Consider the following 24,982-nt stretch of genomic DNA (forward strand, 5'->3'; position numbering starts at 1 on the left):
CCTTATCCTTGCATTTCTTTCTTAATTCGATCCGTTAAGTCTGCCATACGCTTACGGCTTTCTTCACGCTCACGTTTGTTTTGTTCTTCAATTTGTTGTGTTTCTTGAACACCTTTCGAAATAATATTCCAAGTCTCTTCAAGCGTTTCCATCTTAATACTTGAAGAACCCGCTAATTTTGCTACTTCGACACTTTGCGTTGCGATATTTTGTGCATTTCTCTTCAACAGTTCGTTTGTACGGCGGTCAAGTTCTGCCATGGAATCCGCAACAAGCTTTTGACGTTTTGCATTTACAGCTTGAATAATACCATTTTTAAAAATAGGAATTGTCGTAATAAACGCTGTATTAATTTTCCCAATTAACTTGTTGTTACCACGTTGAATCATACGAATTTGCGGTGCTGTTAATAGCGCAACCATACGCGCTTTTTCTAAATCATCAATGCGTTGCTCTAAAATCTCTACAGAGTTCTTTAATGATTCTAACTCGATTCCCGCAAGCTGATCATTGCTCTGAACGCGCTCTTCATACATTGGAACTAATTCTGTTTGCAGACGCTCAAGTAACATTTCACCCGCAACAACGTATTTCTCTAGATCTAAATAGTATTTTAAGTTCTGCTCATACAATCCATCTAACGTACCGATTGAACGCTTCATTTCATCTTGATATTTCGTGATTTCCACGTATACTTTATCCATTTCGCGTCCCATCGTTTGATACTTATTAAAAATTTGTTCAATCATTTGATTTCCTTTTTTAAATAAACGAGAGAAAAAACCGCTTTTTTCTTCAACGAAATCTTTACTGTCAAACTTGTCCATAATTTTCCCAAGCTGCTTTAATAGCTCACCGGAATCTTCTACTTTAGATAATGTCATCGTATGTAAAATTTGATCAGCAAATCTTGAAATCTCTACAGATGGCTCTTTACCTAGTTCGATTAATTCCAATTGATCTTTTATATCTACCCCATTATAAATGCGCTGCACTTCAGGATCTTGTCTTAACTGCAGACGAATATTTTGTGACGTTTGTTCAGTCAATTCTGTTGTTGTTGGATCTAATACAATCGGATTCATATATGTAGCTTCCTTTCTTTATAAAAATGGCCTAAATAACCCTTTTAAAGTGTTTGATAAATTTTTATAAGACGATGAACCGTGAAATTCTACATCAAAGCTCACTTCTTCTAACCAATGGGAATCAAATGCGCCCGCTTCAATATACTGCTCGATATCATTACGCCCTGTCGGATTAAAATGTAAAACATCGACACCAATTTGATTTAAAAAGAGCATTATTACCGCATCAGAGCGCGTTAGTTCTCCACTTTTCTCATTGTTAAATATGACTATTTTCGGTACTTCTTGCGAATAATCAAATTTCTCAAGCTGCTCAAGTATGTTCGGTGGGATTTGCGAAAGCTGTGCAAACACATATAAAGCAACGTCTTGCTCTTTTTCGTTCCCTATTCTTTTGCAAAGCCCGCTTTCACATGTATGAATCATTGCCTCTGCAATGCCATATTGCAAACCTTCTGGTAAGCGCTTATGCGGCCACCAATGGCTTTGAATGATGTTCTGGGCATCAAGTTTTCCCGAACGGTTTAACGCATCACGATAATGAAATTGAAAATTCGCTTTCTGTTCCTTTGTAAATGGAAATTGATTGATTAATAGACTATTTTCATATGATGTTAACGTTTTTAATCTTTGAAAATATTCTTTCTCATTTTTAGAGACACCGGACACTTTTGCAAATAACGACGGAATATAAATATGTTGATTTTCTACAAAGAATGTTGGTCTTATAAATGCTTTTTCTTTCGTAATGATAAACAGTTCATCATACGTTGTCTTTAACGTACGGGCAACTGGCGTATACGCCCTAAATTGCCACGGTTTATACAAGAGTGAATTATCATGATGAAGCACCTGCTCAATCTCTTTTGAGGCTTGATAAGCAACCGTTGCAACGCGCTCTCTCTTTTTATCTGGAAATGGTTCTAATGCAATTCGACCTGGATGCGAAATCACAAATGTTCGATTTTCTTCATCGATTGTTTCAAAACCATCTTTTCCTTCTGGATGATAATACAATACGTCACATCCGAGCATAATAAGGAAGTATAAAAAGTAAATTCGACTTTCCGACGTATCACCGTACCAAATAATTTGCGGCATTTGTACTTTATAATCTTTTTGTGAAAACCATTTTGAAACGTAATTTTCACTTAACTTAATCATATCAATTAAAAAACGGCGAAAACCTTCTGTTTTTAATGATTGATTATGCTGTTTTTCGTATAGCTTTAAAATTGAAATGAAAGTTGTATGTATGTAGTGTTGTATATCGGGATGATCTACTTCGGGCAACAAACGTTTTCCCGATAAATGAGCAACGAGACGATTTACAGTTAAACCGTTTGCTGCTTGTTGGTGCTGTGAAAAAACTTCTTGAATCTCACGAAGCTTCTCTGAAGGAATGACTTTATTTAAATTTTGCTCATGAAGTACAGTGATCTTCTCATTTTGACTATACTCAAATAATTGATTATAGTACTCATCCGTATCATTGGGCACCCCAAGAATACGACATCCTATATAGCTAAAATGCAGATCATTCTCTGTCACTTCATAATGCGGCCGCTTTGCTAAACCCATTTCAAACTGTTTTAATCCTTCTTCCCCGCCTAATAGCTGTGGGTGAAATGTAAAACGTGAAAACACATTTGTTCACCTCCAAACGAAATGTTTATAAAAAATGGGCGCCCGTATGACGAGCAAACCCATTTAGTCTATTAATCTTCTTTCTTAGTAGCTGCCACCTCTTCACGAGTTTGGCGAGATGTTTTCATATAATGTAAAATAAATGTCGCACCAAATGCAATAACTAAAATTATAAAGAATAACCAGTGCGGCATTTCAATATGAATGACAGAAAGCAACATTTTCACAGCAATAATTGCAATTAATATATATGCTGTCGTTTCTAGTTCTGGAATACGTTCTAATAATCTTAAAAATACGCCGGCAATACCACGCATCATTAAAATACCAAGCATTCCGCCAAGAAGTAAAATCCATACTTCATTTGAAACACCAAATGCCGCAAGAACGCTATCCACAGAGAACGCAATGTCCATTAACTCAACCATTACTACTGTTCCCCAGAACATACCAAACATTCTAAATAAAATGCTATCTTGCTTCATGCCATGTTCTTCTTCGTCTTCTTCATTTCCTTTAGATTTATCAATGAAGTACTTCGCAGAAAGCCATGCAAGATAAAGAGCACCAAGTACTTTTACCCACCATAATTTAATTAAGTACATACCAATTCCGATGGCAATAAAACGAAATACATACGCACCAATAAGTCCATAAAATAAAGCTTTTTTACGCTTTTCTTCAGGAAGATGTTTTACCATAACAGCTAATACAAGCGCGTTATCAGCAGATAACAATCCTTCCAAAATAACAAGCGTACCAATTAATCCCCAAGATACTGGATCTTGTAATACTTTTACCCACATATCTAAATCAAAGAATTGGGCATACGTATCAAGAATTCCGTGTAAAATCTCCATACAGCTCTTGACTCCTATTCTGTTTTTAAATTTCTAGAAAGCGGAAAAGAAGGAAACGAAAGTCGCTTCCTTCTTATGCATCCAAGCCGTACGCTCTTACAAGCGCACCTAGTCCACCTTGGAAGCCACTTCCGACAGCATTAAACTTCCACTGTCCATTATGACGGTATAATTCACAAAAGACAACCGCTGTTTCAATGGAGAAATCTTCCCCTAAATCATAGCGAAGCACTTCTTCATTTGTTTCTTCATTCGCTAAACGAACAAATGCGTTAGCAACTTGTCCAAAGTTTTGACGACGACCCTCTGCATCATAAATGGTAACTGTAATCGCAATACGGTGTACATCAGCTGGGATTTTGCTTAGATCAACAACTACTTGTTCATCGTCACCTTCACCTTCTCCAGTTCGGTTATCACCTGTATGTGTAACAGAACCGCAAGGAGATTGTAAATTGTTATAAAAGATAAAGTCTGTTTCTTTCGTACATTTACCTTCTTGATTTAATAAGAAAGCAGATGCGTCTAAATCATAATCAGATCCGCCGTCATATTGTTTAATATCCCAACCAAGACCAATAACTGCTTTCGTAAGGCCTGGGCTTGTCTTACCTAAATCAATTTTTTGTCCTTTTTGCAACTGAATAACCATAGCGCTTCACCTCTATTTACAATAGATTCTTTACCCCGCTTTAACGGGTAGTAAGATCCCCCACCTCAAAATACAGAGAAAAGCGAGGAAGATAAGTGGGGAATAACTGCCCGTAAAAGCCCGATTGGGCTGGCTTTCCATAAGTGGGGGATGAACCCTCCCCACTTATGGAAGTTTCACTTTACTCTACATCTAAACCAAAGTTTTTACATAAAGCTGCTAATCCACCTTGGAAGCCGCTTCCGATCGCATTAAACTTCCAATCACTGTTATGACGATATAATTCACCGACTACAACTGCTGTTTCAATCGAGAAGTCTTCACCTAAGTCATAGCGAATTAACTCTGTGTTCTTCTCTTCATCTAAAATGCGTACAAAGGAGTTAGATACTTGTCCAAAGTTTTGATGACGACCTTCTCCATCATAAATTGTAATCGTAAAGCAAATGCGTTCGATATGCGCAGGAACATTTTTTAAATCAACTTTGATTGTTTCATCGTCCCCTTCGCCTTCTCCTGTACGATTATCACCTAAATGCTGTACAGAACCATTTGCCCCGGTCGGATTATTGTAGAAAACGAAGTCTTCTCCTCCGCCAACTTTACCATTTGCTCCAACTAAGAAAATACTTACATCTAAATCAAAATCATTCTGTCCATCATACTTATTTGTATCCCAACCAAGACCAACAATTACTTTTGAAAGACCTGGATTTGTTTTCGTTAAATCTACTTTTTGTCCTTTTTGTAATGAAATAACTGCCATATGTAGCGCCTCCTAAAAAGTTATTGATAACGCGTGACGATTTCACTTAAATTTTTATCTTGCGTTCCTTCTCCGATTGCCGAGAACTTCCAATCATTATCATGACGGTACATTTCGCCAGCAATTAAAGTTGTCTTTCCGCCGTAGTTATCTGTTAAGTTATAACGTGCTAACTCTTCACCTGTTTGCGGATTTTGAATACGAATATACGCATTGCGAATCATCCCAAAGTCTTGACGACGGTTCACACAATCATAAATATTTACAACAAAGATGAGGCGGTTTATTCTAGATGGAACCTTTGGTAATTCAACAAAAATAGTCTCATCGTCCCCTGCACCTTCACCCGTTAAATTATCACCCGAATGAGTAACACTTCCACAAGAAGATAATTTATTTCCAAAATAAATGAGATCATGTTTATTTAAAAATCGATCATTCTCAAGCATGATCACAGATGCATCGCAGTCAATATTTGGCTTACTTCCAAACAATGAAGATAAAAATCCACCTGCTTTTTCAATTGGATCCCACCCTAGGCCAACTTGTAACTTTGTTAACCCTGGTTGTCCTTTCGTTAAGTCGATCTTCTGTCCTTTTTCTAAAATGATAGGCATGAAGTCTCTTCCTTTCTACGAATGCTTTTCCAGCTAGGAAAATATTGTATTCTTTCTTTATATTGTAGCATTTTTCATAGATTGAAAAAAAGAATATTTTTTTGATTATATGAAAACATCTATTTAATTTCTCTGCATCGATGTCAGAAGTGAACAGCTCCAAAATATTATATCGGCGCTTCGACACAATTTAAAGACCCTTCGACGATATTCGACATATAACTAACTTCTTTACTTATCATCAACATTATGAATCTAGCTATTTTTTAATATGAAGATATAAGTTTTACAGAACTTGCTTTCACATACACACTATTATACGCTGTGTTGTCAGAAACTAGCTCATAGTATGTTCCACTTGAAGTTTGAATCGTGTTCTTAATTGCAACTGTCATATTACGAGGTGCTACACTCGCTTGTGCGCCGCCTATATTTTTTAATACCCCAGACCCTGCTTGCAGCATACCTAGCTGATATCTATTCAAATCTTTTCCACCGTTCATGGTATCGAGTCTATTCATAAGAGAAGCGATTTGTTGGCCCCAATTCTCATCACTTGCATACATGACGTTCATACCTTGTGATTTATCTCCCAAATTCCCGCCATTATATGTCCAGCCATTTGGATTTAAATAGTTTTGATCAATATATGAAGCGCAGAAGTTAATACCCTCATCCCATGTTTTAAATGCCGTTGCACCGTTATATGGATCAGAATCTACCGCTCTAAAACCAAATAAATTTTTCTTATCTTGTGCAATCCGACTTTTTCCCCAACCGGATTCCAAAATAGCATGAGATAGTAAATAACCTGCATTTAAATTATATTTTTGTGCTGCATTAACAAAATATTTTCCAGTTCCAATCAGCGGACTGTCTGCACTATTTTTTCTTAAGAAATCATCAATGTCTTTCGCTGTATAAGTAGATGTAGCGCGAATTGGTACATATTCAAAATATTGATAACTATCTTGTCCACCAATTTGCGTTTTATCAAATGCCTCATAACGCTGACCTTCTTGTAAATGCTTCGGTGCATTACCAATTTGATACGCCGCATACTTACTCGTAGAATCATTATATACATAGTGATAAAGCTTTCCTTTTTTCACTGTATAATACGACGTTGATTCACGAACCATATTTGGATATAAAGTAACATCGTCTATATTGACATATCCTGTCGTACCGTCAATTTTCACATGCACACGGTCTCCATCCGCTTTTATGAACTTTAAGTCAGCTCCTTCTCGTACATATGTTAACTTTTTACCATTCGCAATATCATAAATATTAATGAGCTTATTCGCTCGTACAAAGCCTTGTTTCATATTCACAACTTTACCATCGCTAACAATATAACCATCTTCTTGTTTAGTTTGCAGTTCTTTTTCTGCTTCCGTCCCATTTGATTTTTGAACTTTTCCTGCCTCTGTGACCACTTCATAGGAAGATGCTTGTTTTAATTTTAAGAACTGTAAAGAAACATAACCTTCTTTTCCATTTACGCGCACTTTCGCCCAACCATTTTCCTTGCCTATTACTGAAACAGATTCACCATTTTTTAAGCGGGCTACAATTGAAGCGCTCGTTGCAGGACCTTGGCGCACATTTAATAAAGATGCATTTACAACGCCTCGTCCTTCCGTCACTTGTCCGTTATTTCCATTATTTCCATTATTTACATTGTTTCCGTTGTTAGCATTCGAACTTGTACTAATTTGTACAAACTCTAACGATACATAACCTTCTTTTCCGTTGTACGCAATCTTCGCCCAGCCGTTTGCTTTTCCGAGTACTGTTATCTTCTCGCCTTGTTTTAAGTTTCCGAGAATACTACTATTTGTGTTTGCAGCGCTTCTTACTCGCAGACTTGTCGCTGTTATTGTTCCTGCCTCTTGCGGGCCATTATTAATACTTGATTGCTGCGTCGGTGCTGGTTGCGGCGCTACTCCCGCTTTCTCTCCTATCTTTATAAATTCTAGTGAAACATAACCTTCTTTTCCTTTATATTCGATTTTGGCCCAGCCATTTGCTTTTCCTATAACGGTAACAGTCTCTCCTTTTTGAACACTTCCAATAAGAGTGCTACCTGCACCAGGACTATTACGAACATTTAAACGTGTTGCTGTTACAACACCTGTTTCACGTTGTCCATTATTAATACTTGTTTGTTGCTTCGATTCTGTTACAGGTTTTGTTCCTGCTATCTTTAAAAACTGCAGTGACACATAGCCCTCTTTACCATTGCAAGAGATTTTTGCCCAATCTTTTTGTACTTCTAATACCTTTACCGTTGCTCCTTGCTTTACTTGTCCGACAATTGGACTTTGTGTTGTTGGTTGTTGACGTATATTTAAATTTGTCGCGTTTACTGTCGCTGTGCTTTCTTCTTGTGCAAAAGCATTTGTAGAAATAAGAGATGCAGCTGCCGCTAAAAACGTACCTGCTATGATTTGTTTTGTTGTTTGTTTCATTATTAATTAGAATATAATGATATTTATATTCTGAAGTCACTTCCTTTCCTTATTTCTTATCTCATATTATAACATAACTATCAGCGTGCCTTATGTTTGAAAATTGTTAAAAATCCATAAAATTATATATGTCCACTGATATATCGGCGCTTCGACACAATTTAAAGTGAAACTTCCATCAGTGATGCTTTTCTCACTGATGGAAAGCCCGTCCAATCGGGCTTTTACGGGCAGTTTTCTTCCTCGTGATTCCCCCGCTTTTACTGCCCGTTAATGCGGGATAAAGATACTTCGACGATGTTCGACACTCTAAATGTACGAAAAGGAGCTGACATTAGTCAGCTCCTTTTCGTTAATTCTTTAATACGCCTTACCCCAATACACCATATGTTTTGCCTCTTTCTCACAGCACACACAATGCTTAGCTAATTCCTCTTGTTCAAATGGCATACAACGTGATGTAACGCCTACTTCTTCTTTTAACTTTTCTTCGCAATCAAGACTTCCACACCACATCGCTTTAATGAACCCTTGCTTTTCTGCTGCTTGCTTCATCTCTTCAAAAGTAATAGCTGTATATGTTTTTTCTTCACGCAGCGCTTTTGCCTTTTCAAATAAAGACTGATGAATATCCTCAAGTAATGTTGCAATACGTTCTTCTAATTCGTTTATAGATACAAATTCTTTTTCTTTCGTGTCACGACGTACAAGGACAACTTGATTTTTTTCAATATCTTTCGGCCCTACTTCTAAGCGAATTGGTACTCCCTTCATCTCATATTCATTAAACTTCCAGCCTGGTGTTTTGTTGCTTGCATCCATTTTCACGCGCGCAACTTTTTGAATACGTGCTTGAAGCTCGGCTGCTTTTTCTAACACGCCTTCTTTGTGCTGGGCAATTGGTACAATCATCACTTGCGTTGGCGCAATCTTTGGTGGTAATACAAGACCATTATTATCACTATGCACCATAATAAGTCCGCCGATCATTCTCGTTGATACGCCCCAAGATGTTTGGTGGGCATATTGCCACTTCCCATTTCGATCTAGAAACTTAATATCAAATGCTTCTGTGAAGTTCGTGCCAAAATTATGCGACGTGCCCGTTTGCAATGCTTTACCATCATGCATTAAGCTTTCAATTGTATAAGTCGCTTTCGCACCTGCAAATTTCTCTTTTTCCGTCTTCTGCCCTTTTATAACCGGAATCGCTAAATACTCCTCACAAAACGACGCATATATATTTAAAATGTTAAGCGTTTCTTGCTGTGACTCTTCTGCTGTTTCATGAATTGTATGACCTTCTTGCCATAAAAATTCAGTTGTGCGTAAGAATGGACGTGTTGTTTTTTCCCAACGGACAACAGAGCACCACTGATTATATAGCTTTGGTAAATCATTGTACGATTGTACAATTTTCGAGAAATGCTCACAGAATAACGTTTCTGATGTCGGACGAATACAAAGACGCTCAGCTAATTCCTCATCCCCGCCGTGCGTTACCCACGCTACTTCTGGCGCAAAACCTTCTACATGGTCTTTCTCTTTTTGAAGTAAACTTTCTGGAATAAACATTGGCATATATACATTTTCATGACCTGTTTCTTTTAACTTTTCATCCATTACTTTTTGAATGTTTTCCCAAAGGGCGTACCCATACGGGCGTAAAATCATACATCCTTTTACACTTGAATAGTCAACAAGCTCAGCTTTTTTTACGATATCCGTATACCACTGCGCGAAATCTTCTTCCATTGTTGTAATGGCTTGTACTTGTTCTTTTTTCATGTTCTTTTCCTCCTTTTCAAAATAAAAAAAGCCCGCATCCCTAAAATAGGGACCGAGCTTTTTGCCGGCGTTACCACCCTGATTCATATACAACATGTATATGCTCTCTTGTTTGATAACGGGAATATCCCGCTGCAAATGCAGAACTCAAAGGTAGGTTCCATACTGTCTTTTAAGAATCTCTCAGCCACTGGATTCTCTCTCTGCAAAAAGATTGAATATGTACTAGTCCTCTTTCATCGTCATAACAATATAAATTTGTTGATTATCATAATACACCCCACATTATAACGCAATAGGGAATTTTTTGACTTTTATATATTCTTTTCAGTTTATTTTGTTTTATACTCGTATTACATATATTTCTTTCGGAAAAATTTCACGATTTGATGAAGTAACATCCCAATAATTGTTCCAATTAATACAAAAAAACAGAGGAAGCCATATCCCATTCCTTCCCATCCATCAAGAAAAAATAGCGTAAAGAAAAAACTAACCAAGCAAATAATAATCATAATAAGTCCGAACGTAATATCAAACGAACGATTTGGGAAACTTTTGCGTAATGTGAACGAAATCAAAAAAACAAGAACCATTGTGATTATGCTACTCATTAGAAAAAATTCCATTCTTTTCACTCCTTTAATTGTATTATACGTTTATAAGTCTCAAAATTCTAAAAAAACTTTCTTTTTAGCAGTAGTTTTTATCACCAAGTATTAATAGTAATATATAAAAATAGGTTGTAGAACTTTTGGAGGTATTATTCTATGAACAAACCTGCAACAAAACATGTTATTGTTTTATCTTTTGATTGTTTATCAGCTTTAGATTTTCCTATATTACAAAACCTTCCGCACTTCCGTTCTTTACTAAGACGCGGTGCATACGCTGAAAAAGTTGAAGGTGTTTATCCATCTGTTACATATCCGAGTCATACAACAATTGTGACAGGAAATTATCCTGCGAAGCATGGGGTTGTAAACAATACTCTGCTGCAACCCGGGAAGGAATCACCGGACTGGCACTGGTACCGCCGTTCGGTTCAAGGAACAACCCTTTATGATGAAGCGCGAAAAGAAAACTTAAAAACAGCTGCACTTCTATGGCCTGTAACAGGAAGAGCAAAAATTGACTACAACATGCCAGAAATTTTTCCAAATCGTCCATGGCAAAATCAAATACTCGTCTCCTTATTCAGTGGGAGTCCATTGTATCAACTAGAGTTAAATCAGCGTTTTGGTCACATTCGAAATGGTTTGTCACAACCGGAACTAGATGATTTTGTACTTGCTTCTGCAGTGCACACGATTCAAACGAAAAAACCAAATCTTATGTTTGTTCATTTCACTGACTTAGATACACAGCGCCATTATCATGGATTTTCTTCTGAGGAAACAGTCGCAGCGATTCATCGCCATGACAAGCGCCTCGGTGCAATTGTTGATGCACTCCGTGAAAACGGTATGTATGACGAGACAACTATCATTGCACTTGGAGATCATAGCGCATTAGATGAAAATAAGGCCATCCAATTAAATGTCTTATTGCGTGAAAAAGGGCTCCTTACTGTAAATCAAAAAGGAGAGGTAACAAATTGGAAAGCTTATTGTCAAAGCTGTGACGGCTCAGCATATATATACGTAAAAGATAAAAATGATACAGAAACAATTGGCAGTTTACACCGTTTACTACAAGAACTCATACAAGATAAACGAAACGGCATAGAATTTCTATTAACCGATGAGGAAGCAAAAGATTTAGGTGCCGATGGAAATTGCCTCTTTATGCTGGAGGCGCGAGAAGGCTATTACTTTTTAGAAAATCATACTGGAGATCTTATAAGAGAGATTACAAGAGAAGATGTGACCTCTAGTAAAAAGTATACGTTTGGTACCCATGGCTATTCCCCGTCAAAACCAAATTACGAAACGATTTTTATGGCAGCCGGTAAAGGAATTCGTCAAGGCGCGATTATTCCGCACATGCGACTAATTGATGAAGGTCCTACAATTGCAAGATTGCTTGGATTGCATCTTGGTGAAACAGACGGAAAGGTTATAGAGGATTTATTAGAATTGTAAAGTTATGTAAAAACTATGTAAATATTCAGTCAGTTTCTCTTTTTTACGTACGCATTTCTGTACAATAACATTACATTAGTTAGAGGAGGAACATATATGAAAAAAATGTCCAGGCAAGAAAAAAGCTGGATATTATATGACTGGGCAAACTCAGTATATTCACTCGTTATTACAACTGCTATATTTCCAATCTACTTTAAAGCAGCTGCTAAAGAAGCTGGACTTGCAGGCACAACATCAACTGCATATTGGGGATATGCCAATTCCCTTGCGACACTTATGGTGTCTATACTCGCTCCAATTCTTGGCACAATTGCTGATTATAAAGGATTTAAGAAACGATTTTTCACATTCTTTTTCCTATTAGGCATTATTTTTACAAGTATGTTGGCAGTCGTACCAACTTCACAGTGGATTCTCTTACTTTGCTGTTATATGCTCGCTTTAGTTGGATTTGCAGGAGCCAATATTTTTTACGATGCGTTTTTAATAGATGTGACGACAGAGGAACGAATGAACCGTATTTCAACACGCGGCTTTGCCCTTGGCTATATTGGGAGCACGATTCCATTTATCGGCTGCATGGCTCTTATTATTCTTTCACAAAAAAGTATTATTCCATTATCAGTCGGCGTGACAAGCCAAATTTCATTCGCAATTACAGCGCTTTGGTGGGGACTCTTTACAATCCCTATGTTAAAAAATGTGGAACAACGCTACTATATCGAACGTGATCCAAATCCTGTTGTAACAAGCTTTAAACGTCTTGTTCATACATTTAAAAATATCCGTCAATACCGAACAGTGTTCTTCTTCCTCCTTGCCTATTTCTTTTATATTGATGGAGTCGACACAATCATTACAATGTCAACAGCATACGGAACAGACCTTGGAATTAGTGCAACAAATTTAATAATTATTTTATTCGTCACGCAGATCGTCGCCGGTCCGTTTGCCTTGTTATATGGCAAGTTATCTGAAACATTTACCGGCAAGAAAATGCTATATGTTGGAATTATTATGTATATTATTATTTGTACATACGCTTATTTCCTAAAAACAACGTTAGATTTCTGGATTTTGGCAATGCTCGTTGCTACTTCACAAGGTGGTATTCAAGCGTTAAGCCGCTCCTATTTTGCAAAGCTTATTCCGAAAGAATCCGCAAACGAATTCTTTGGATTTTATAACATATTTGGTAAATTCGCAGCCATTATGGGCCCGGTTCTCGTCGGTGTCACAACGCAGTTAACCGGTAAAACAAACGCTGGTGTGTTAAGTATTATCATTCTATTTATCATAGGAGGATTTCTGTTAACACGTGTACCAGAGGGTTCTTCGGCTTCTGTAACAGAACCTTCTCAAAAACCAGAAACATTATAATAAAACGCTCTCCCAACTTATACGAGAGAGCGTTTTTATTATGGATTTACTTTCTGCATCTCTTGCTTTGGTGTCATCTTCATTTTAAATATCGGCAAGACAGCAGCTAAGCCAAGTATAGCCGCTACACTAAATACCATAATAAGTGAGGTCGCTTCCTTCAATACTCCCCCTAAAGAAACACCTATTAATATCGTACTCATAAATAATGGTAGTATCGTTCCATTTACCCGGCCAATCATGTTGTCATCTACAAGTTGAATCATAAACGTTCCGATTACGATATTTACACAAGCTAAACAAATTCCTGTTATAAAACGCATGCATACTGTGATCCAAAACGAAGTCGAAAATCCTTCTACAACAAATGAAACAGCTAAAATAATCATTCCAAAAACGAGTAAATGTTTCTGCTTTACTTTTTTAGAAACAACAGCTGCCACAACGCCCCCAATTAACATCCCAATGCCATCGGCTGCAGTTAAATATTGGACAGCTTCTTTCTCCATTCCTAATCGCTCCACAACGAGAAAGACTTCAAGCGGTTGTACTAAACCTGCTGCTAAGCCAATGATCGAAAAAGCAATAGCCAACATTCGCAGGGGATTCAAACGTAACACATACAACCAACCTTCTTTTATATCATTCCATAATGAAGATTGCCGCGCCTCTACTTCTTTCATCCACCCTGGCAGAAATGAAAGACAAAGAGCTGATAAAGCAAAAATAATGATTAAGCTGTAGAGTGATGCAAATAAACCGAGCTGTGTATATACGAATGTTCCTACAACTGGACCAAAGATAAGGAACAACGCTTGTAAACTTTGAGATATAGCAATGGCTGCACTCACATGTTCCTCTTCGACATGATGTTTAAAAACGCGTGAAGTTGCTGGCTGTGAAAATTGGCTGACGACCGCTGATACAAATGTTGCAGCAAATAACGCTTGCCAATACCCAATATTCAACAAGAAAACGATCATAACGATAGATAGTGCACTTAATATATCCCCTGTAATCATCGTGCGATTTGGATTCCACCGGTCAGCCAAGGCACCTCCAACAAACGAAAAGATAAATATAGGTGCGTATTCCATAACGGACAATATAGAAACAGCAACGGGATCATTATTTGTCTGTTCCATAACAAAAAACAAAAGCGCCATATTTCGGATCCAAATTGCAAATTGTTGTAAAATATCAGAAGCAATTACAAGCAGAAACACTCGATTTTTTAACAAAGCATTCATCGTATCTCCCCCTTTTCTAAACCGACCGTTCAGTCTAATTTATTTCAAAAGAAAAGCTGCTGACGTTACGATCCAGCTGCCATTCCCTGTAATAAAACATCAATTGCCTTTTTATAAATACGTTTCATTTCTTCTGCATTCATTTCATAATATAACGGTCCAAGCCCAGCTAACAAACCGTTCACAACGTACATGAGATCATTTACATCATCTTGACGAAATTCACCGGATGCCATCCCTTCTTCGGCTAGCTTCTTAAAAATGCTATACGATTCACGAGTTAAGGCGATCATTTCATCCATGATATCTTTCCTTACAACTTGACTCGTTAGAAATTCTTCAATTGTACTAGAAATTGGATTTTGTACATCTTCCACATAATATTCCGCAAGACCATATAGCTTTTCTGTACTTGTCTGGTACTGCTTTTCTTTTTCTGCCCATTTTTCCAGCCAATCGTACGTATGCTGCTTCACTACAAATAAAAACAATTCTTCTTTACTTTTAAAGTGGTAATAAATACTACCTTTACTCCGCTCAGTAATTTCACAAATGTCTTCCATAGATGTTGCTGCATACCCTGTTTTTGAAAATAATTGTTCTGCTTTATAAGCAATTTCTCTTTTAATTTCTTCAGCACTTTTTCTCATCATTGCACCTCATTAAACCGACCGTTCAGTCTAATTTTAACAAAAAATGCCTCTTCCTTACAAGAGGCATTTTTCTCATTTAAGAAAACATCTTGTCAATCCAATTATGAATCGCATACAATTTCCCTATTTTTAACGCAACCTTAAATAAAACAACGCCACCTGCTACTACAGCAAATGCAATCATTTTCCCTTTGTTTTTTACTTTCAGCTTTTTCTCCATTCTATGTTCCCTCTTTTTCTCTTTTTCTCTTTTTCTCTTTTTCTCTTTTTCTCTTTTTCTCTTTTTCTCTTTATTAATCAAACGTTTGTTTAATACATTTCACAAGACTTTCCCCCAACTAATCAAACGTTTGTTTAAATTTCAAAGCAATAAAAAATGCGCCTTTTCAGGCGCATTTCTATGTTAATCTCCGCCGCAGCTGCCACCATCTCCGCCAAAAGAACTTCCGCAATCCCCCGAGCTGTCACTAGATCCTGCAAAAAATATTGGTGCACTATATCCTGTACTATCCGTTGAATCGGAATTATATCGTTTTCGTCCTCGCTTTCTTTCACTAGACGCAGTTACTTTTACAATAATGGCAAACAGTATAATAAAAAACACAGCCCCTACTAACATTTCCATTCTAAAATCCCCCTTTCACTCTTCAACTAGAGTGCGATTTATATTTTTCAGGGAAAGCAATCACAACTATATATTTCGCCAAAACTCCCTCCATATCCTCTAATAAAATTACATTTTCACCTATATTAGGATGAATTTCAAACTAATAGTACAGATAGCAATTGTTAGCTCTTATTTACTTCAAAATTATACGAACTCCCTTACAGGAATTTTCGAAATATCTTATCGCGATATATACCAAATGAAGCTGTTTCTTTTAATTTACGTCTTTCGATCAATTGCTGAAAACGAAGTGATTTTGCCGTTAATTCCTCTTGTAATCCCCGTCTCTCTGCCATAGCTTATGCTCTTAACCAGAAACACTTCCCTCACGATTAAACGCGTTTACACCAGTCCTGCACTGCCCATACTTGTGTCACCCATTCTTCATAAAAATCTGGTTCATGGGAAACGAGCAGAATCGTGCCTTCATATTCCATAAGAGCTTGCTTCAGCGCTTCTTTTGCCCGAACATCTAAATGATTCGTCGGTTCATCTAAAACAAGTACATTACTTTCTGTTAACATTAATTCACATAAACGTACTTTCGTTTGTTCCCCGCCGCTTAATGAGCAAAGCGGTTGCAAAATATGCTCTTCTGTTAAACCGCACCTTGCTAATGCTTGCCGAATTTGTTTTTGCGTCATATCCGGCCGCAGTGACCATACTTCCTCAAGCGGTGTTTGCTCCGTGGCAAATTCCTCTTGTGCAAAATAAGCTGGATTTACTCGCTCTCCTATTTGCACGGTGCCGCTTAAAGGCTGCAAATACCCAAGCAATGTTTTTAACATTGTTGTTTTCCCAATCCCGTTATAGCCGACGATTGCAATTTTTTCACCGCGCTTTATTTGTAAATCAATTGGACTGAATAAAGGCTCTTTATAACCAATCTGCATATTTTTCGTCTCTAAAATTCGGCTAACAGGATCAAAATGCACCTGAAACGTAAAACGCAGTTGCAGCGCAGAAGATGGTTTTCCGATTTGATTAATTTTTGCTAACACTTTTTCACGACTTTTTGCCTGTTTTGCTTTACGAACTTTATTCTTTTGAATAAAATTCTTTAGTCTTTCCATTTCTTTTTGCTGCCTATCATACGCTACTTGTAATTGCTGTTTATTTTGCTCATAGTTTGTTAGGAATGTTTGATAATTACCTATATAGCGTTTCATTCCTTTATGTTCTAAATGATAAATGACATTCGTAATTTCATTTAAAAACCTTTCATCATGCGAAACGATAATATAAGCATGTTCGTAATTTTTCAAATACCCCATAAGCCATTCAATATGCACGCTATCAAGATAGTTTGTTGGTTCATCAAGTAATAAAACATGCGGCTCTTCTAATAATAATTTTCCTAATAACAGTTTTGTTCGTTGGCCACCGCTTAGTTGCTCCACATCACGATCCATACCAAGTTCTAAAATTCCTAATCCCGCAGCGACCATTTCGATTTTTTCTTCAATATGATAAAAATCAGAATGCTCTAGTACACTTTGCAGCTCTCCATATTGCACTAACAATTGTTCAAGATTATCGCCTGCTGCCATTTTCTCTGCGATTTGCAGCATCTTATTCTCGGTATCATACAAGTGGGCAAAGGCGCTTTGTAAATACTGCATAATCGTTGTTCCGGACTGTAAATCTATATGTTGCTGTAAAAAGCCGATTTTCACCTGCGAAAACCATTCAATCGTCCCCCCATCAGGAAGCAATTCTCCAGCTAATATACGCAGTAATGTCGATTTCCCTGCTCCGTTGCTCCCTACAAGACCAACATGCTCACCTCGCAGTAATCGAAAGCCAATATTTTGAAAGATTATTTTATCACCATACATATGGGTAAGATTTTCAACTGATAACATACTCATTTTACTCTCTCCTTTTCGCTTTACATCTAAAGCCAAACGAGAGAACAGTACAATAAAAACAATATTCAATTCGCTGAACGCAAAAATGGATAAGGCAAACACACCTTATCCATTACAAATTATTATCGTAAAAAAGGAATAAGGTTCTTTATCTACTGTCTTTCGGTTGGCTTTTACTCAAAAATTGGGCAGACTTCCCCCTTATCAAGCCAAAACCATTTGAAGAACAGTTGATAAAGTCATCTTATCCTTTCACCTCTTTATAAATTATTATTTGTATATAGAATAAACAAAAATCATACATTTATTCTATCATATGCTACATTCTGCAAATTTGTTAAAATTCCTGCTTAGAATCTGTAAAAACCCCTTTCTTTTTAGGGGGGCGAGAGCATCTGGCCATGCATAGAAGCGGTCAGGGCCTTTTTCTGCCACACGCGAAGCTTAAACAAAAGGAGAAAGTAAGTAGCAGGCTCCTTTTTGTCTACCTGGCGGCAATTTCATTTTCTTCCTGAGTCAACATTTGCTTAACAAAAAAATCCTTAACAGTAATTGTATCAAAAACCGTTAAGGAGCAATATTTTATTTCCTCATATAAGGAGCTAATATTTTTAAGATCGCTGTTTTATCTTCTTTTAACTCTTCTGACGTTAACATATCCATCGTTCTAGGACGCGGCAAGTTCACTTTCACTTCTCCAACAATTGTTGATGGTTGCTGCGACAAAATGAAGACACGATCTGATAACAAAATGGCTTCATCTAAGTCATGCGTAACCATAATGATCGTTTGTTTCCCTTTTTGCCATGATTCTAATAACCAGCTATGCACTTCCATTTTTGTAAATGCATCTAATTTTCCAAAGGGCTCATCAAGCAACATAATTGGTTTATCACATAAATACGTACGTAAGAAGCTAACACGCTGCCGCATTCCACCTGATAACGCATCTGGATAATGGTCTGCATATTCATCAAGTCCAAATTGCCTTAATGCTTCCATACCAATTTCTAATCGTTTTCTTTTGGATTGTCCTTCAATTTCTAAAGGCAATACAATATTATGAAGAGCAGAACGCCATGGAAGCAGAAGATCTTGCTGCGGCATGTAGCTAACAAGATCCCGCTTCATAACGGATTGGTCTTCATAAAGTACATCTCCATCATTTGCTTGTTCAATGCCAGCAATAATGTTCAATAACGTACTTTTTCCGCAACCACTTGGTCCAACAAACGAAACAAATTCACCTTCTTGAACTGAGACATTCATATGCTCTAGCACGGTTTTCCCATCAAATGTTTTCGTAACGTCTTTTACTTGTAGTCCGTTCATTTTTCACTTGGAAGGAATTCGTTCGTAAAGGCCGCTTTCACATCAATTTTCTTTTTAATGACTTTATTGTCATATAAGAAATTCATATAATTCGTCCATACTTCTTCCTTCTGTACTCCCCACGCTTTCGCATCATCTTGGTATTTCGTACTTAACCATTTTTGGCTTTCTTGTACTAACTCTTTATTAATGTCTGGTACATTTTTAATTAAAATATCCGCTGATGCTTGCGGTTCTTTAATTGCAAAGTTATAGCCATCTGTTGTTGCTTTCATAAACTTCTTCACAAAATCTTTATCTTGTTTTGCATGTTTTTCACTAGTAATAATAACAGGACTATAATAATCTAGCGCTGGATCTAAATCTTTTAACATAATCGTATTCAGCTCAATGCCTTTTCTTTTTGCTTCAATACCATCCCAGCCATAATAGATCCACTCAAAATCAGCGTCACGGCCAATAGATTTAAAGAAATCCGTTTGTCCAAGTACAACCTTTTGCACTTTATTATAGTCTGCTTGATGCTTATCCATAATTGTTTTTAAAGTAGCTTCTTCAGCTGGTGCTCCCCAACCGCCATATCGTTTTCCTTCAAATGCTTTTGGAGATGTGATGTTATCCTTTTTTAAAGATGCAAATGCCGATGTATTATGTTGAATAACAGCACCGATAGATACGACTGGAATGTCTTCCACTCGCGCTGTTGTTACGTTCTCTTGATAACTTACACCAAAATCAGCTTTTCCTGATGCAACCATTTGTTCAGCAGACGTATTTTCACCTGGCTGAATAATTTCTACATCTAGCCCTTGTTTTTTATAATAGTCTTTCGTCTTTGCTACATATAAACCAGTATGGTTTGTATTCGGAAACCAATCCAATACTACTTTTACTTTCTCCTCTTTACTCTCTTCTTTCTTCCCTGCTGAGCAGCCTGCAAATGTAAATAATAAAGAAGCTGCTAATAACGCTTTTAACCCTTTTTTCATTTTTCTCCGTCCTTTCTGTAAACCCATGGTGCTGTTAGTCTTGCCATAAATTCAACAATAAAATACAAGAGTAGCGTCACACAGGCAATAACAGCAGCGATTCCAAACACACGAGCTGTTAAAAAAGATTTCGTCGCTCTTGTCAGCATAACGCCTAATCCTTCACTTGCCCCAAGCCATTCCCCAATAATGGCTCCCATTACGCTATATGTAACGGCAATTTTTAATCCTGAAAAAAAGTATGGCAGTACTGCTGGAAATTTCACTTTTTGATAGACTTGCCACTTGCTTGCCCGCATTGTTTGCAGCAACTTTAGCATCGCTTTATCTACCGTTTGAAAACCTTCTAAAATACTAAGTGTAATCGGAAAGAAGCATACGAGAATCACAACCATTACTTTTGGCAGCATTCCGTAGCCAAACCAAATAATAAATAACGGTGCGAGTACAACAATCGGAACGGTTTGTGAAATCACTAATAATGGATTAATTAACACACGGAATAATGGAATTACATCCATAATTATTGCAATGCTCGTTCCAAGTATAATTGCAAAAAATAATCCTATGAAAACTTCTTGTAAGGTCTGCACCATATTGGGAAGTAATAAATCTTTCATTTCTATCAGTTCATGTACAATTGCAGAAGGCTTCGGCAAAATCCACGGTTCAATATGGAATATGGAAACAGCGCCTTCCCATATTGCGATGAGAAGGAAAAGCCAAATTGTCGTAATCGCTATGTTAGATCTCTTCTGTTTTTTCATGCTCTTCACGATACTTCCACACTTTTTCATCAATCGTTACGCCTGTGCTTGGACGATAGTGAATTTTAATAGAAGTAATGACTTCTTCTGCCCCATCATCTATGCAAGCTTGCTGCGCACGTTTAATAATATTAAGAAGCTCGTCTAATTCCCCCTCCATCGTCGTTTCCATCGCGCCAACTTCATAGCGCACGCCTGATTGCTGAACAACCTCAATCGCTTTATCTACAACCGCATATACATCTTTATGTTTTGCTTGTGGTACAACAGAAAATGAAACTGTAACTTGCTGTGACATACTAAGTTCCTCCTTTAATTTCATATAAAAAGAAAAGGCTTTCCTGCCCAAAAGCAGGAAAGCCTTATATACAAGTTATCATAGAATAACAGTCGCTACGATTCTTGATACAACTCCCTACGCTGGCATTATCCAGATCAGGTTAAGGGTCGATGTATTGTTACATCCTCTCAGCCATACCGGCTCCCCTGTTTCAATTCGTCTTCATTGTAGCACGTATTATTTTTATGAACAAACAAATTTATTTTTTTCTTCTCAAAAATACTGTCTCAAGTTACTCTTCATATTTTTACACAAAAAAAGGGACCAATGTTATAAAAACATTGGCCTAAACCAACCCTATCAGTCCGGTAACTGGCTAGCATAGTCTTATTTGACCTTAGCTCCTATAGCTTTGCGACCTTGTGTTTCCACAAGTTTGCCTTTCTCGAGAACGAGTTGAACGATATGGGAGTTTTATGAGAATTAAACAATTCTCTGTCCACAGATTACACCATCTAGATTAGTTTGTCCACTTATTTGTACATATAAATATAAAATTTCAAAATAACCCTCTTGTAACATAATGTTAACAAACAGAGTAAATCACGTTTTTAATGTGTTATAATTACAAAAGAGCTAGCCTTTATAAGGGCTAGCTCTTTTTAATCAAACGTTTGTTTAAATATTTATTCAATGATTTCAATACTATATCCTTTCTTCCGCATTCCCATTAGCACTTGCTCAATATGCTCATTATCTTTCGTCTCAAGAGAAAGATGAAGCTGTGCATAACCTGGGAATACTTTCGATCCAATTCTCTCTAAGTGAATGTGAAGAACATTTGCTTCTAAATCGGTGATAATTTGCAATACTTGCTGCAATTGTCCTGGCTTATCTTTAATCATAGTTGAAATATGGACAAATCGTCCTGCTTCCACCATCCCGTGTTCAATAATACGAGAAATAAAATTAACATCAACATTACCGCCACTTATTACAGAGACAATCTTTTTCCCTTGCTCAGGCACTTTTCCATATAACAGCGCTGCTAATGAAGTAGCACCCGATCCTTCTACAAGTAATTTATTACGTTCTAATAACATAAGCATTGTCCGCGCAATCTCCATCTCATCCACACAGAAAATATCATCTACATAACGCTGCACAAGCTGAAAGGTGAGATCACCTGGTCTTTTCACCGCAATTCCATCGGCCATTGTAGGCGTTGATTGTACTGTCACCCTTTGTTTTTCCTGTAAAGATTGTTTCATACTCGGACATGCTAGCGCCTGGACACCATATATTTTCACTGATGGCTTTTGTTCTTTAATCGCCATCGCAACGCCCGCAATTAAGCCACCGCCTCCAATCGGACAAATGACCGCGTCAACATCATCAAGCTGATGCAAAATTTCTAATCCAACTGTTCCTTGTCCAGCAATCACATGCTCATCATCAAATGGATGGACAAATGTCGCTCCAGTTCGCTCTCTTAAATCAAGCGCATAAGCCAGTGCTTCATCAAATACATTTCCTTGCAATTCGATATTCGCTCCGTAACGCTTTGTTGCAAGCACCTTACTAAGCGGCGCTCCTTTTGGCATAACAATGGTACATGGAATCCCGAGCATATTACTAGAATAAGCAACACCTTGCGCATGATTACCAGCCGATGCTGCCACAACTCCTTTTTGCAATTCTTCTTTACTAAGTGAAGTCATTTTATTATAAGAACCACGCACCTTAAAGGAACCCGTCTTTTGCAAATTCTCAAGCTTTAAATAGATTTCATTATGAGCGAGCTCACTAAATGTACTAGAATAATCTAACGGTGTCGTATGGACAATGCCTTTCATTTTTTCATGAGCGGCTATAATCGTTTGTAACGTAATCATGTTGTCGCCTCCGAAACAGTATATTCATACACTTTAGTTTCAAACGGCGCAATTTGTTTTATACAAAAAAGAACAATTTCTACACATAAGAAATCGTTCTTTTCATCTATCAACTCATTATTTTTTTACTAACTCCGCTAATTTTTTCGTACTCTCATAAGGAGAATCCGCTAAACTTATCGCTGAAATCACGGAAACACCATCTGCCCCTGCTTCCACGACAGAAGCAGCATTTTCAATTGTAATACCACCAATACCGACAATCGGAATTTCAATACCACTTTCACGAAAAACACGTAATCCTGCCGTTCCTTGTACTGCTTTTGCATCTTTTTTCGTGTTTGTTTGAAAAATCGGTCCTACTCCTAAATAATCCGCACCATTTTCAATCGCAAAACGAGCTTCTTCTATTGTATGAGCGGATACACCAATGATTTTATCACCCATTTTTTCACGTACGATCTGAATGTTTTCATCATCTTGCCCAACATGAATACCATCTGCATCTAACGCTAGTGCGAATTCCACATCATCATTTACGATAAACGGAACATTGTATTCTTTGCACAAAGATTGCAACTGTCTTGCAAATGCATATCGGTTTCCCCCTGTTAACGCTCCGTCACCTTTTTCACGATACTGAAAAAGTGTAACTCCGCCATCAAGCGCTTCTTTCATAACTTGTAATGGATCTTTATGGCAATTGTTGCTGCCCATAATAAAATACACTTTTAATAACTCAGACATGTGTTGCTTATCGATACGTGCCATTTCTCTCACCTCTTCTTAACGAACTTCTTCAACATTTCCATATTGTTCAACGTCTTCTGCAGTAACATTTGCTAACTGATTTAGAAATTCAATTTGGAAACTTCCGGGTCCTTGTTCAACTGTTTTACTTGCCGCAATTTCTGCCGCTACACCGTAAAATGTTACCGCCGCAACAGCTGCTTTTACATAATCTTTTTCAACTGCTGTAAATGCTCCGATAACAGATGTTAACAAACAACCCGTTCCTGTTACTTTCGTTAAAATCGGATGACCGTTACGAAGAATGAACGTTCTTTCTCCGTCTGTTATCACGTCTTCTTTTCCTGTAATAACAATAACAGTATTGAGCTGCTTAGATGCGTGTTTCGCAACTGACACAACATCACCATTTCCTTCCCCTGCATCAACGCCTTTAATCTCCCATTTCTCATCAATCACATTTGCTATTTCTGCTGCATTGCCACGGATAATTGCTAGCTTTACTTCACTTGGAATATAACTTGCCACTTCTGTTCGATACGAAGTGGCCCCAGCACCGACAGGATCAAATACAACTGGTACATTGTGCATATTTGCTGACTTTCCAGCAATAAGCATCGCCTCTACTTCTTCTTGGCGAAGTGTTCCCATATTTAACACGAGCGCTCCCGCAATACTTGCCATTTCAGCTACTTCTTCTTTCGCATATGCCATCACTGGCGAAGCACCTAATGCCAGTAATCCATTGGCAGTAAAATTTGTCACAACGACATTTGTAATATTATGAACGAGCGGATTTCTTTCTCGTACTGTCTCAACTACTTGTGCAATTTCTTTCATTTTCATATGTATCTCTCCTTTTTTTCATGGGAGATATAGCAAAAAAGACACTTTTGCGCATGCAAAGTGTCTTCATAATGTGCTCTTACACTCTCCCTACGCTGGCATTACCCAACAGGTTCAAATGGTCAACGACGGATTAGCCGTACTCTCAGTTTGCATCCGCAAACTCCCATGTATTTTCTTATTCATTTACTTCAGAGTCTACTCTGATTCTATTGAAATAACAAGTTGAAAAAAAGATGTAAATACAAACTGAAAAAAAATAAAAAAAGCTCTTTTTTTAGGTGGACGAGAGCAACTGACCATGCATAGTAGCGGTCAGG

The 24,982-nt window shown here is 37.4% G+C and carries 23 protein-coding genes, 1 pseudogene, 3 riboswitches and 1 other annotated feature; of the genes and pseudogenes, 2 read left to right on the plus strand and 22 right to left on the minus strand.

The window, feature by feature from the left end:
* Positions 1–2: 2 nt before the first annotated feature.
* From V7024_RS07725 to V7024_RS07765, 9 genes are all read right to left on the minus strand, one after another.
* The gene (locus tag V7024_RS07725; RefSeq protein WP_335517897.1) at positions 3–1,085 is read right to left on the minus strand and encodes a toxic anion resistance protein; all 1,083 of its coding nucleotides are present in this window, start codon (positions 1,083–1,085) and stop codon (positions 3–5) included.
* A gap of 18 nt (positions 1,086–1,103) precedes the next feature.
* Positions 1,104–2,735, minus strand: a complete 1,632-nt coding sequence (locus V7024_RS07730) for a YceG family protein (protein WP_335517899.1) — start codon at positions 2,733–2,735, stop codon at positions 1,104–1,106.
* 71 nt (positions 2,736–2,806) lie between these two features.
* The gene (locus V7024_RS07735; RefSeq protein WP_335517902.1) at positions 2,807–3,595 is read right to left on the minus strand and encodes a TerC family protein; all 789 of its coding nucleotides are present in this window, start codon (positions 3,593–3,595) and stop codon (positions 2,807–2,809) included.
* A 73-nt stretch (positions 3,596–3,668) separates the two neighbouring features.
* Positions 3,669–4,247 (minus strand): TerD family protein, encoded by a 579-nt coding sequence (locus V7024_RS07740; RefSeq protein WP_335517905.1) that lies wholly within the window; start codon positions 4,245–4,247, stop codon positions 3,669–3,671.
* Between the two features lie 181 nt (positions 4,248–4,428).
* Complete coding sequence (locus V7024_RS07745; RefSeq protein ID WP_098917670.1) at positions 4,429–5,013, minus strand: TerD family protein; 585 nt, start codon at positions 5,011–5,013, stop codon at positions 4,429–4,431.
* Between the two features lie 20 nt (positions 5,014–5,033).
* Positions 5,034–5,630, minus strand: a complete 597-nt coding sequence (locus V7024_RS07750) for a TerD family protein (protein ID WP_335517909.1) — start codon at positions 5,628–5,630, stop codon at positions 5,034–5,036.
* Positions 5,631–5,896: 266 nt separating this feature from the next.
* Positions 5,897–8,107, minus strand: a complete 2,211-nt coding sequence (locus V7024_RS07755; protein WP_335517912.1) for an SH3 domain-containing protein — start codon at positions 8,105–8,107, stop codon at positions 5,897–5,899.
* 360 nt (positions 8,108–8,467) lie between these two features.
* A complete protein-coding gene (gene proS / locus V7024_RS07760; protein WP_335517913.1) occupies positions 8,468–9,895 on the minus strand; it encodes a proline--tRNA ligase in 1,428 nt (475 codons plus the stop codon).
* Between the two features lie 44 nt (positions 9,896–9,939).
* Positions 9,940–10,144: a binding site (T-box leader), on the minus strand.
* A 104-nt stretch (positions 10,145–10,248) separates the two neighbouring features.
* The gene (locus V7024_RS07765) at positions 10,249–10,524 is read right to left on the minus strand and encodes a YesK-like family protein (RefSeq protein ID WP_335517916.1); all 276 of its coding nucleotides are present in this window, start codon (positions 10,522–10,524) and stop codon (positions 10,249–10,251) included.
* 141 nt (positions 10,525–10,665) lie between these two features.
* Here V7024_RS07765 and V7024_RS07770 point away from each other — a divergent pair, with 141 nt between their 5' ends.
* Positions 10,666–11,979 carry an alkaline phosphatase family protein gene (locus V7024_RS07770; protein WP_335517919.1) on the plus strand — a complete coding sequence of 438 codons (1,314 nt, stop codon included), beginning with the start codon at positions 10,666–10,668 and terminating at the stop codon, positions 11,977–11,979.
* Between the two features lie 96 nt (positions 11,980–12,075).
* Entirely contained in the window at positions 12,076–13,362 is a 1,287-nt protein-coding gene (locus V7024_RS07775) for an MFS transporter (protein ID WP_335517922.1), read from the plus strand.
* Between the two features lie 38 nt (positions 13,363–13,400).
* On the opposite strand, the gene V7024_RS07780 is transcribed toward V7024_RS07775, so the two are convergent.
* The 13 genes and pseudogenes from V7024_RS07780 to thiM all read right to left on the minus strand — a co-directional run bounded on the left by V7024_RS07780 (position 13,401) and on the right by thiM (position 24,662).
* Positions 13,401–14,612, minus strand: coding sequence for an MFS transporter (locus V7024_RS07780; RefSeq protein WP_335517925.1), 1,212 nt, complete (start codon positions 14,610–14,612; stop codon positions 13,401–13,403).
* Positions 14,613–14,677: 65 nt separating this feature from the next.
* Complete coding sequence (locus V7024_RS07785; protein WP_335517928.1) at positions 14,678–15,262, minus strand: TetR family transcriptional regulator C-terminal domain-containing protein; 585 nt, start codon at positions 15,260–15,262, stop codon at positions 14,678–14,680.
* 79 nt (positions 15,263–15,341) lie between these two features.
* Positions 15,342–15,485 carry a histidine kinase gene (locus V7024_RS07790; protein ID WP_335517931.1) on the minus strand — a complete coding sequence of 48 codons (144 nt, stop codon included), beginning with the start codon at positions 15,483–15,485 and terminating at the stop codon, positions 15,342–15,344.
* A gap of 183 nt (positions 15,486–15,668) precedes the next feature.
* Positions 15,669–15,890 (minus strand): hypothetical protein, encoded by a 222-nt coding sequence (locus tag V7024_RS07795; protein ID WP_335517934.1) that lies wholly within the window; start codon positions 15,888–15,890, stop codon positions 15,669–15,671.
* A 200-nt stretch (positions 15,891–16,090) separates the two neighbouring features.
* Positions 16,091–16,222: pseudogene (locus V7024_RS07800) on the minus strand (DUF1992 domain-containing protein); the annotation flags it as partial.
* A gap of 42 nt (positions 16,223–16,264) precedes the next feature.
* Positions 16,265–17,803: an ABC-F family ATP-binding cassette domain-containing protein gene (locus tag V7024_RS07805; protein WP_335517938.1), complete on the minus strand. Its 1,539-nt coding sequence runs from the start codon at positions 17,801–17,803 to the stop codon at positions 16,265–16,267.
* A 582-nt stretch (positions 17,804–18,385) separates the two neighbouring features.
* Positions 18,386–19,135, minus strand: a complete 750-nt coding sequence (locus tag V7024_RS07810; protein WP_335517940.1) for an ABC transporter ATP-binding protein — start codon at positions 19,133–19,135, stop codon at positions 18,386–18,388.
* Positions 19,132–20,124, minus strand: a complete 993-nt coding sequence (locus tag V7024_RS07815; RefSeq protein ID WP_335517943.1) for an ABC transporter substrate-binding protein — start codon at positions 20,122–20,124, stop codon at positions 19,132–19,134. The genes V7024_RS07810 and V7024_RS07815 overlap by 4 nt, the downstream gene beginning before the upstream one ends.
* The gene (locus tag V7024_RS07820; protein ID WP_335517946.1) at positions 20,121–20,921 is read right to left on the minus strand and encodes an ABC transporter permease; all 801 of its coding nucleotides are present in this window, start codon (positions 20,919–20,921) and stop codon (positions 20,121–20,123) included. The genes V7024_RS07815 and V7024_RS07820 overlap by 4 nt, the downstream gene beginning before the upstream one ends.
* Positions 20,869–21,189, minus strand: a complete 321-nt coding sequence (locus tag V7024_RS07825; RefSeq protein WP_335517949.1) for an MTH1187 family thiamine-binding protein — start codon at positions 21,187–21,189, stop codon at positions 20,869–20,871. Before V7024_RS07825 ends, V7024_RS07820 begins: the two co-directional genes overlap by 53 nt.
* Before the next feature lie 97 nt (positions 21,190–21,286).
* Positions 21,287–21,389, minus strand: a riboswitch (TPP riboswitch).
* Positions 21,390–21,535: 146 nt separating this feature from the next.
* Positions 21,536–21,622: riboswitch (cyclic di-GMP riboswitch) on the minus strand.
* 235 nt (positions 21,623–21,857) lie between these two features.
* Positions 21,858–23,066 (minus strand): threonine ammonia-lyase, encoded by a 1,209-nt coding sequence (ilvA, locus tag V7024_RS07830; RefSeq protein ID WP_335517952.1) that lies wholly within the window; start codon positions 23,064–23,066, stop codon positions 21,858–21,860.
* A 117-nt stretch (positions 23,067–23,183) separates the two neighbouring features.
* A complete protein-coding gene (thiE, locus tag V7024_RS07835) occupies positions 23,184–23,837 on the minus strand; it encodes a thiamine phosphate synthase (protein WP_335517955.1) in 654 nt (217 codons plus the stop codon).
* 15 nt (positions 23,838–23,852) lie between these two features.
* Positions 23,853–24,662 (minus strand): hydroxyethylthiazole kinase, encoded by an 810-nt coding sequence (thiM, locus tag V7024_RS07840; protein WP_335517958.1) that lies wholly within the window; start codon positions 24,660–24,662, stop codon positions 23,853–23,855.
* A gap of 70 nt (positions 24,663–24,732) precedes the next feature.
* A riboswitch (TPP riboswitch) is annotated at positions 24,733–24,842 on the minus strand.
* Positions 24,843–24,982 lie beyond the last annotated feature (140 nt).

This window comes from Bacillus sp. JJ864 (assembly GCF_036963045.1).
In the GTDB taxonomy this organism is placed as follows: domain Bacteria; phylum Bacillota; class Bacilli; order Bacillales; family Bacillaceae_G; genus Bacillus_A; species Bacillus_A pseudomycoides_C.